The sequence below is a fragment of the Candidatus Cloacimonadota bacterium genome (genome assembly GCA_034661015.1).
Lineage (GTDB): Bacteria > Cloacimonadota > Cloacimonadia > JGIOTU-2 > JGIOTU-2 > JAYEKN01.
Map to the genome: position 1 here is coordinate 1 of JAYEKN010000280.1, position 1590 is coordinate 1590.

1 protein-coding gene is annotated in these 1590 nt (G+C 35.8%); it reads right to left on the reverse strand.

The features are described 5' to 3' along the window. Positions 1 to 103: 103 nt before the first annotated feature. Positions 104 to 1411 carry an LruC domain-containing protein gene (locus U9P79_09755; GenBank protein MEA2104906.1) on the reverse strand — a complete coding sequence of 436 codons (1308 nt, stop codon included), beginning with the start codon at positions 1409 to 1411 and terminating at the stop codon, positions 104 to 106. Positions 1412 to 1590: the final 179 nt, after the last annotated feature.

Sequence of the window (1590 nt, forward strand, 5' to 3'; positions counted from 1 at the left end):
TAATTAATTTATGCTTATCCGCCTGATTTTTTCAGTCTGCAAAAAAAAATCCCCTGAGTTTTACACCAGAGGATTAATGATAAGAAATGTTTATTTGTGCTTATTAGGGAGCAGAATAAATGTTTGAATTATCACGATAACCGGAATTGTCTTCATACCAATCATCATGGCTAGAACCACCGCTTTCTGCCCATTCCCCGAAATAAAGGAATGCAGATGTTATTTGCTTTGTCTCAATCGGATACACTGTGCTTTTTGTTATATGAACTGCCCAGGGCAATCCATTGCTGGTTTTATAATAAATTTCATTTTGAGGATCACTCGCATCATCTCCAGTACCAAATAGGGCATAATTCATTGAATCGGTAGGGGGGTAATTGGATAAATGAATCTCTTGATCACGATTTCCTTGCGGATAGATAAAGGGATTATAGGGTGGATTATAAATTGGATTAAGTCTATCATTATCCCATTGTGACCAAGCGGGATCGCTTGCAGGAACATACTCTATGGGAATGTTCACGGTAAATTCTACTATTGGATAATATGGGTCGGATTCATTTGTATTTATCCATGAACCGGAAAGGGATGAATCAAAAGCATCATGAGCATCTCCTACCAGTATCAGTGTGTTATTATCAGTTTCAATTGTTATTCCTTGTGGAAGATCAGAAGTTACTTCGCCGGAAATAGAACAAAGATTCGGAAGTTGCATAGCAAAAGCAAGAGTATATCCGGCACCAACAGCTCGTAAACGGAAAGTTGCTTCAATCGCATAAATTCTATAAAACCAACCAATACCAGGTACGTGAAAATAGGGTCGTCGATAATATTTTTCAATCATTTTATAATCCACAACCAGATCGTTCATATCGTAATCACCCTTGCTTGGCCATAAATCTTCAAACATTAATGTCCCAAAACTATTTCTTGAAGGGTAATAGTACCAAATAGCAAAACACTTTGATTCGAAATTTTTGCCTTTCCATTTTTCTGGAACAGAAAAAGAGTCAATAATTTCACCCGTTTGCCCGTCGAGATTATGAATTGTCAATTCTTTTATCTCGTCAAAATACTTTAAGTAAATGTTATTCTTATAAGTTGGAATAGGAAATTCACAAGTAAATGTGCCATCTATTGAATCAGTTTCAGTTTCGATAATCAGTTCTTCCAAAAGGGTTGTGTCCGGATTCTCAGGGTCGAATTCACCATTGTATTCCAAATAGAACTCGCAATCCGTATTAAGTGGACCGGAAATATCAATAGAAACCTGACGATCCGTATTAAATGGAAAATAAGGATCAACTTCAAGGTCCTCCATAGATTTTGGACCATCATCGTTATTGTCCCAGCTGCAACTTAATGATAAGATCACAAAGCCAAGTAAAATCGCCATCAATATCTTTTTCATAAGTTTACTCCTTTTACATTTATTTATTAAATTCTATTGTTAGTAAATGGAATATACCCTGTCAAGTTTATCATTGATTTATTCGCATCCCCCCATTTTTTTACAAGAATGCATCTAAAAAAACCGAGTTATTTGAGGGTATTTTGTCTGGATTTATTCGTCAGTCTTTTTGGACAATG